This window comes from Streptomyces purpurogeneiscleroticus (assembly GCF_020024005.1).
GTDB classification, from domain to species: domain Bacteria; phylum Actinomycetota; class Actinomycetes; order Streptomycetales; family Streptomycetaceae; genus Streptomyces; species Streptomyces purpurogeneiscleroticus.
In genome coordinates, this window is record NZ_NHSG01000072.1 from 1 (window position 1) to 7,674 (window position 7,674).

Genomic DNA, 7,674 nt, shown 5'->3' on the forward strand with positions numbered 1-7,674 from the left:
TACGGGAGAGCCGGATCGCCGCCGGGCGGGCCCTGTTCCGGGCCGATGCCGCCGAGGTCATCACCGCTGCCGTACGGCCGGCGGCCACCGCGCCCCCGGCCTGAACACGGGCACGCGCGCCACCGGCGGTTCAGCCGCTCCGGTGCGCCCGCCGGACCCACGGGTCGCCGAGCGACTCGGCCAGCCAGTCCAGCGCCGCCCGGCCGATGCGGACCGGGTTGGCCAGCCGGCCCACGCTGTCGATGACGATCTCCACCACGTCGCCGTCCGCCAGCGTGAAATCCAGCTCCGGCACGATGCCCGTACCGGTCGAGAGCACCGCGCCGTCCGGGAACGGCTGGCCGTGGAAGAGGTGGCGTACGAGGTCCTGCGGGGTGCGGTGGAAGGCGGCGGTGGAGGTGGTGGCCTCGTAGGCGGCTGCGCCGTCCCGGCGCACGGTCATGGTGATCTTCAGGGCCGACGGGTCGCCGATCTCCCACGCGGGCACGATGCCCGCCGAGAGGGCCGTACTGCCGGCGTAGAGCTTGGCCTGCGGCAGGTACAGCGGGTTCTCGCCCTCGATGGAGCGGGAGCTGACGTCGTCGGCGACGAGGTAACCGACGGTCTCGGCGTGCCGGTTCAGGACGAGCGCCAGCTCCGGCTCGGGGACGTTGAGGGGCGAGTCGTCCCGTACGGCGATCGGCTCGCCGTCGGTCACCACGCGCCAGGGCACGGACTTGAAGAACAGCTCGGGCCGCTCGGCGTCGTAGATCCGCTCGTACACCGACTGCTCGGTGCTCTCCGCGATCCGCGCCTCGCGCGAGCGTTCGTACGTCACACCGGCCGCCCATATCTCCGTCAGCCCGTCGGCCGGCGGCAGCAGCAGGACGTCGGACCCGTCGGCGTCCGGCGCGCGGGCGGCGGTCTCCTCCGTGAGCGCCCGCAGCTCATCGGCGGTGCGGTGCAGCAGGTCGGCGAGGCGCGGCGCGCCGGGGAAGGCGCGGATCGCGCCGGTGTCGTCCGCGAGGCCGGTGCGGACCGTGCCCGTGGTGTCAGCGAAGCGCACGATGCGGGTCATCGGTGGTGTCCTCCTTGGCGGGGTGCGGTGGCGTAGTGGGGGAGTTGCGGAGACCGGCCCAGCGGAAGCCGGTGACGACCGCGGCGCCGGCGACGACGATCAGGGCGACGGCGTAGAGGCCGGTGGCGCCGGAGCCGGTGGACGACTCGACGACGCCCATGACGTACGGGCCGAGGAAGCCGCCGAGATTGCCGAAGCCGGAGATCAGCGCGATCGTGCCGGCCATCTGGACGCCGCTGAGGATCGTCGGCGGCACGGTCCAGAAGACCGGCTGCGCGCCCAGGAAGCCGAACGCGGCGACGCACAGCGCGGCGACCGCCGGGACGGGCGGCAGCAGCGCCCCGCCGACCAGGCCGGCCGCGGTGAGGACCAGGGCGAGGCGGAGCGGCCCGCGCCGGTTGCCGCTGCGGTCCGAGTACCAGGGCAGGATCAGCACGCCGAGCAGCGCGCTCACCCAGGGCAGGGCCGAGACGAAGCCGATGCCGACATCGTCCAGGCCGCCGATCCGGCCGACCAGCGCGGGCAGCCAGAACGTCACCCCGTACACGCCGATCTGGATCGCGAAGTACACGAACATCAGGCGCAGTACACGGCTGTCACCGACGATCTCGCGGATGCGGCGCGGTGGACGGGCGTCCTCCGTCGGGCGGTCCGCCTCGATCCGCGCGGTCAGCAGCGCCTTCTCCTCGGCGGTCAGCCAGCGCGCGTCCTCGGGGCGGTCGGTGAGCAGCCACGGCACGGCGAGCGCGAGGAGGACGGTCGGCGCGCCCTCCAGCAGGAACATCCACTGCCAGCCGTCCAGTCCGGCCATACCGTGCAGCCCGATGAGCCAGCCGCCGACCGGGTTGCCGATGATGCTGGAAATGGCCACGGCGGACTGGAACATGCCGGTGGCCTTCCCGCGGTCGGAGGCGGGGAACCAGTACGTGAGGTAGAGGATCACGCCGGGGAAGAAACCGGCCTCGGCGGCGCCGAGCAGGAAGCGCAGCACGTAGAAGTTGGTGGGACTCGAGGTCAGCGCCATCGCGCAGGACAGCAGGCCCCAGACGAACATCAGCGCGGCGAGCCAGCGGCGGGCGCCCCAGCGGTGCAGCACCAGGTTCGACGGCACGCCGAGCAGCGCGTAGCCGACGAAGAAGACGCCGGCGCCGAAGCCGTACGCCGCCGCGTCGATCCCGGCGTCGGTGGCGAGGTGTGTCTTGACGAGCGCGACGTTCGTCCGGTCCAGGAAGCTCAGGACGAACATCAGGAAGAGGGGTGGGAGCAGGCGTCTGGCTACTTTCCGGCGTACGGTCTCCGCGGTCATCGGACCTCCCGTGCATGGAGAGACATCTGACCGCTGGACCGTAGAGGCCGTGAACTGGGCGGGCAATACTCCGCACACCGGCAATTTTTTTCGGCGAAACATCTGGTCGCTATCGCAGACATCTGACATCTTGGGGCGCGCCGCTACCCAAGGACAAGGAGTGAGCGCCGATGAACGCCGCCCGTATCGTCGATGTCGAGACGATCGACATCCGCTTCCCGACCTCGCAGGACCTCGATGGCTCGGACGCCATGAACGAGGCCCCGGACTACTCCGCCGCCTACGTCGTCCTCAAGACCGACGCGCCGGACGGCCCCGAGGGCCACGGCTTCACCTTCACCATCGGGCGCGGCAACGACCTCGCCGTCCGGGCCGCCCGCGCCATCGGCGAGCGCGCGCTCGGCATGACCGTCGAGGAGATCACCGGCGACCTCGGCGCGTTCTCTCGCCATCTGCTCGGCGACAGCCAACTGCGCTGGCTGGGACCGGACAAGGGCGCCATCCACCTCGGCACGGCGGCCGTCGTCAACGCCGCCTGGGACCTGGCCGCCAAGCAGGCCGGCAAGCCGGTCTGGAAGCTGCTCGCCGACATGACGCCCCAGCAGATCGTCGACCTGGTCGACTGGCGCTACCTCAAGGACGCGCTCACCCCCGAGGACGCGCTGACGATGCTTCAGGAGCGCGCGGCCGGCCGGGCCGAACGCGAGGCATACGTACGGGAGCACGGCTACCCGGCCTACACCACCAGCGCCGGCTGGCTCGGCTACGACGACGACAAGCTCGCCCGGCTCTGCCAGGAGGCCGTCGACGCGGGCTGGGACTCCGTCAAACTCAAGGTGGGCGCCGACCTCCAGGACGACATCCGGCGCTGCCGCATCGCCCGCTCCATCATCGGCCCGGACCGCCGCATGATGATCGACGCCAACCAGACCCTCGGCGTCGACGAGGCCGTCGCCTGGGCCAAGGCGCTGGCCGAGTTCGACATCTGGTGGTTCGAGGAGCCCACCAGCCCCGACGACGTACTCGGCCACGCCGCTATCGCCCGGCAGATCGGCCCCACCCACGTCGCCACCGGCGAACACGCCCACAACGCCGTGATGTTCAAGCAGTTCCTCCAGGCCGGCGCGATCGGCATCTGCCAGATCGACGCCTGCCGGCTCGGCGGCGTCAACGAGGCGGTCGCCGCCCTGCTGCTGGCCGCAGCCCACGGCGTACCGGTCTGCCCGCACGCCGGCGGCGTCGGCCTGTGCGAACTGGTACAGCACCTCTCGCTCTTCGACTACATCGCGGTCAGCGGCTCGATGGAGAACCGCGTCATCGAGTACGTCGACCACCTCCACGAGCACTTCCACGACCCGGTCCGCATCCGCGGCTCGCGCTACCTCGTCCCCGAAGCCCCCGGCTACAGCGCAGAGATCCGCCGCGCGACGCTGGCGGAGTACCGCTACCCGGACGGCCCGGTCTGGAGCGGCCGCGGCCGGGTGGCATCCTGACGTCCATGCCCACCAAGAGAGAACGGCCGGGCCGCGGCGACGGGAACGGCGCCGGCGGCAGCGTCGTCGACGAGGCGATCGGCCGGCTGCGCAAGCGCATCGAGAGCGGCGAGTTCGCGCCCGGCCACCGCCTCCCCCCGGAGGCGGTGCTCGCCGCCGAGCTGGAGCTGTCCCGCCCCTCGCTCCGCGAGGCGGTCCGCGCGCTCGCCATGGCGGGGGTGCTGGACGTGCGGCGCGGGGACGGCACCTTCGTCACCGACCTGCACCCCGAGCGGCTCCTCAGCGCGCTCGGCAGCTTCCTGGACCTGGCCCAGGACACCGGCCTGGAGGAGATGCTGGAGTGCCGCAAGGTGCTGGAGCCCGGCGCCACCGCGCTCGCGGCCACCCGCATCGACGACGCGGCGCTGGACGGCCTGCTGGAGCGCATCGAACGGATGCGCACCCTGCAGGACCCCGAGGAACTGGTCCGGGAGGACCTCGCCTTCCACGCGGACATCGTCGCCGCGGCCGGCAACCGCACGCTGTCGTCCCTGGTCTCCTCCGTCACCCAGCGGACCGCCAGGGCCCGCATCTGGCGTGCGCTGGTCAAGTCCGACGTACTCTCCTGGACCCACCAGCAGCACATGGACATCTACGCCGCGCTGCGCGCACGCGACAGCCTGGCGGCCTTCACGGCGGCCGGCCGCCACGTGGGTGACGTGGAGCTGTGGGTACGCGAACGCCTCGATCCGCTCAGGGAGCGGACGGAGCGCTGAGGAGCACGGCCCGGGGCCCCGTCCTCACGTGTCCCGTGGCCAGTAGTCCAGATCGCCGCCCCGCCACTCGATGAGCGTGGGATCGGCCAGCGGGATCTCCTCGGCGTCGGACAGCCCGGCCCGGCGCAGGAACTCGGCGACGTCCCCGCGGCCGTGGGCGAGGCCGACGATCTGGCCGTGAATGGTCACCCGCCGCCCACCGGCGGTGGGCGGATACACGATCACCGGCGGATGTGTGGTCATACCCCCAGGCTGTCCCGCCGCCGCCCGCCGCGCATCCCGAAGCCCCGAATCCGCCGGTACCGATGCCCGCCGGCGGACCCCGGGACGCACTCCGGAACGTGCTCCGGACGGCGGGCACGCACGGTCGAAGGTGCCCCGGCCAACAGCTACGATCGGCGCATTCGTGGCCGTCGCCGGGAGGAAGAGCGAGAGATGGGCCTGTTCCGCCGCGGACCGAAGCGGGATCCGCGCGACACCCCGCGCGATGAGGAGTTCGGATTCTTCTCCGACCGGGAGGGCGGAATCTTCCGCGGCCAGGTGCGGGCGGCCTTCGCGGAGCAGGGCCTGGAGGTCACGGTGTACGCCGGCATGGTCGCCGACTCGGCGGGCCGGCAGTTCGGCCTCGGCAACCTCGCCGCCGTCTGCCACCGCGACCGCCGCGGCGAGCGCGCCTGGCCCGCGCTCGTCCGGGACCACGTCGGCAAGGTCCTCCGTACGATGGACGGCCCCCAGCCGATGGAGACGATGCCCGAGGACGAGATCCGGGCCCGGCTCTACCCCCGCGTCGTCGCCGAGGACTCCCTCCCGGCCTCCGACTCCTTCCGGTACGCGCGCCCGCTCGCCCCCGGCCTGCGCGAGGTCCTGGCGCTCGACCTGCCCGAAGCCGTGCAGATACTCGGTGAGGACTCGCTGCTGGACATCGGGGACGTCGCCGAGCTGCGCATCCGGGCGCTGAACAACCTCCGGGCGCTGCCGGTCGAGGGACACGAGACGGTCCGCCGCGGCGACGGCTCGACCTTCGAAGTGGTACTGGGCGACTCCTTCTTCACCGCCAGCCGGGTCCTGGTCCTGGACGAGCTGGTCGAGCGGCTGACCGGCGCGCCGCTGACGCCCGACGGGGCGCTCGTGGCGCTGCCCTTCCGGCACCAGCTGGCCTTCCACCGCATCCATGACGCCCAGGTCGTACCGGCGCTGCAGGCGATGGCGCAGTTCGCCGCCGCCGGGCACGAGGACTCGGCCGGCGCGATCACACCGAACGTCTTCTGGTGGCGCCAGGGCACGATGACCCGGCTGAGTGAGCCGGACGGGGACGGGCTGCGGGTGGTCGTCGACGAGGACTTCCAGACGATGCTGGAACGGCTGGTCCAGGACGAGGCGTAACAGCCCGGGGCGGACCCGGCGAGGGCATTGGTGAGGCCCCGCACACGGGGGATGATGCGGGGCCTCACTCAGTACAACGGGCGTACCCGCCAAGAGGTTCCGTCCTGCCGAAGAATTCGAGAATAAATCTACGGGCGGCGCTACAGGGGACGCGCTGACCAGGCATCTGCGGACAAGGGTGGACATAATTCTTCTGGGGGCCCGGAGAACAGGGCCGAGACCAGGGAGCGACAGTGATCCGTGTTCTTCTCGTCGAGGAAAACGGGCTGCTGCGGGGAGCGCTCGCCGCTCTCCTGACCCGCGAATCGGACATGGAGGTCGTCACGCAGTGCGGGGGAGACGGCCAAGTCCTCGCGCGGGCGCTCTCCTACCGCCCCGATGTGGTCGTCATCGACGTCGACGCCCGCCAGGACGAGGCGCTCGCCACGGCGGGCGAGCTGTGCGCGCGGCTCCCCGAATGCCGGACGCTGCTGGTGGCGGGGTCGCCGGCGCTGGAGCGGCTGCGCAGCGTACTGGCCCTGCGGCCGCCCGGGCTCATCGGCAAGGACGCGCCCTGCGACCGGCTCGTCGAGGGCATCCGCAAGGTGGTCGGCGGACAGCGCTACGTCGACCCCGGGCTGGCGCTGCTGGTGCTCGACGCGGCGGCGGACCCGCTGACGCCGCGGGAGCGGGAAGTCCTGCGGCTCGCCGCCGACGGTGCCCCCGGACAGGAGATCGCCGACCGGCTGTCGCTGTCCGTGGGCACGGTCCGCAACCACCTCTCGGCGATCACTCGTAAGGTCGGGGCGCGGAACCGGATCGACGCGATCCGGATCGCCCGGGAGTCGGGCTGGCTGTGAGCCCCGGCTTCCCGGTCGTGAGCCCCGGCTTCCCGGTCGTGGGGCCCGGTTTCCCGGTGCCCGCCCCGTCCTCCCAGTGGCCGACGAGGTCCCGGTAGAGGGCGGAGCCCGCCATCAGCTCCGTATGCGTGCCGAGGGCGGCCCGTGCGCCGTCCAGCACCATGATCCGGTCGGCCCGCAGCGCCGAGCTGATCCGGTGCGCGCACACGATCAGCGTGCCCGGGCGGCGGGCGAACGCCTCCTCCGCGCGCGCCTCGGCGGCCGGGTCGAGATGACAGGTCGCCTCGTCCAGCAGGAACAGTTCCGCCTGCGGGAGGTAGGAGCGGACGAGGGCCACCAACTGGCGTTCCCCGGCCGACAGCTCCTGCTGGTCCACGGCCGCGTCGTAGCCGCCCAGCCGGTCCACGAGCGGCCGGGCGCCGACCTCGTCCACCGCCGCGTCCACCGCCGCCGCCGGGACGCCGGGAGCCAGATAGGTGAGGTTCTCCCACAGTGACCCCGCGAACACATACGCCTCCTGCGGGATCAGCACCCGGTGCCGGGCCGGCCCGTCGTCGAGGCACCCGACCGGCACGCCGCCCAGCCGGACGCCGCCGGCATGCGGCGCGAGCACGCCGGCCACCAGCGCGGCGAATGTCGACTTTCCCGCTCCGCTCGGTCCCACGACGGCCAGGTGCTCGTCCGGCCGCAGTACGAGGTCCAGCGCGTCGATCACCGGTTCGGCGGAACGCGCGTAGCCGAAGGTGACGCCGCGCAGCTCCACACCGGAGTGCCGCGGGCGCCCGGACGGGCTACTGGCCTCGGGTTCGGCCGATGGCCCGTCCGGGCGCCCGCGGCACTC

General features: G+C 72.5%; 8 protein-coding genes. 4 read left to right on the top strand and 4 right to left on the bottom strand.

Annotated features, from left to right (window positions below):
* Positions 1-130: 130 nt before the first annotated feature.
* Complete coding sequence (locus tag CCS38_RS02215) at positions 131-1,057, bottom strand: fumarylacetoacetate hydrolase family protein (protein ID WP_223731476.1); 927 nt, start codon at positions 1,055-1,057, stop codon at positions 131-133.
* Positions 1,032-2,363 (bottom strand): MFS transporter, encoded by a 1,332-nt coding sequence (locus tag CCS38_RS02220; RefSeq protein ID WP_223731477.1) that lies wholly within the window; start codon positions 2,361-2,363, stop codon positions 1,032-1,034. The genes CCS38_RS02215 and CCS38_RS02220 overlap by 26 nt, the downstream gene beginning before the upstream one ends.
* Positions 2,364-2,533: 170 nt before the next feature.
* On the opposite strand from CCS38_RS02220, the gene CCS38_RS02225 reads away from it, so the two are divergent.
* On the top strand, positions 2,534-3,856 hold the full coding sequence (locus CCS38_RS02225) for an enolase C-terminal domain-like protein (protein ID WP_223731478.1): 1,323 nt from the start codon (positions 2,534-2,536) through the stop codon (positions 3,854-3,856).
* Between the two features lie 5 nt (positions 3,857-3,861).
* Positions 3,862-4,611: a FadR/GntR family transcriptional regulator gene (locus tag CCS38_RS02230; RefSeq protein ID WP_223731479.1), complete on the top strand. Its 750-nt coding sequence runs from the start codon at positions 3,862-3,864 to the stop codon at positions 4,609-4,611.
* A gap of 24 nt (positions 4,612-4,635) precedes the next feature.
* Here the strand turns inward: CCS38_RS02230 and CCS38_RS02235 are convergent, their stop codons facing one another.
* Complete coding sequence (locus CCS38_RS02235; RefSeq protein WP_223731480.1) at positions 4,636-4,854, bottom strand: hypothetical protein; 219 nt, start codon at positions 4,852-4,854, stop codon at positions 4,636-4,638.
* Positions 4,855-5,046: 192 nt separating this feature from the next.
* Between CCS38_RS02235 and CCS38_RS02240 the strand changes: the two genes are divergently transcribed.
* Together CCS38_RS02240 and CCS38_RS02245 are read left to right on the top strand one after the other, a co-directional pair.
* Positions 5,047-5,994 (top strand): hypothetical protein, encoded by a 948-nt coding sequence (locus CCS38_RS02240; RefSeq protein ID WP_223731481.1) that lies wholly within the window; start codon positions 5,047-5,049, stop codon positions 5,992-5,994.
* A gap of 233 nt (positions 5,995-6,227) precedes the next feature.
* A complete protein-coding gene (locus tag CCS38_RS02245; protein WP_223731482.1) occupies positions 6,228-6,833 on the top strand; it encodes a response regulator transcription factor in 606 nt (201 codons plus the stop codon).
* Here CCS38_RS02245 and CCS38_RS02250 read toward each other — a convergent pair.
* Positions 6,763-7,674, bottom strand: a 912-nt coding sequence (locus tag CCS38_RS02250; protein WP_223731483.1) for an ATP-binding cassette domain-containing protein, incomplete at its 5' end; no start/stop codon positions are given. The genes CCS38_RS02245 and CCS38_RS02250 overlap by 71 nt on opposite strands.

Excerpts from the sequence above, each read along its gene's own strand:
- CCS38_RS02215 (WP_223731476.1), bottom strand. The coding sequence starts at position 1,057 with ATGACCCGCATCGTGCGCTTCGCTGACACCACGGGCACGGTCCGCACC.
- CCS38_RS02220 (WP_223731477.1), bottom strand. The coding sequence starts at position 2,363 with ATGACCGCGGAGACCGTACGCCGGAAAGTAGCCAGACGCCTGCTCCCA.
- CCS38_RS02225 (WP_223731478.1), top strand. The coding sequence starts at position 2,534 with ATGAACGCCGCCCGTATCGTCGATGTCGAGACGATCGACATCCGCTTC.
- CCS38_RS02230 (WP_223731479.1), top strand. The coding sequence starts at position 3,862 with ATGCCCACCAAGAGAGAACGGCCGGGCCGCGGCGACGGGAACGGCGCC.
- CCS38_RS02235 (WP_223731480.1), bottom strand. The coding sequence starts at position 4,854 with ATGACCACACATCCGCCGGTGATCGTGTATCCGCCCACCGCCGGTGGG.
- CCS38_RS02240 (WP_223731481.1), top strand. The coding sequence starts at position 5,047 with ATGGGCCTGTTCCGCCGCGGACCGAAGCGGGATCCGCGCGACACCCCG.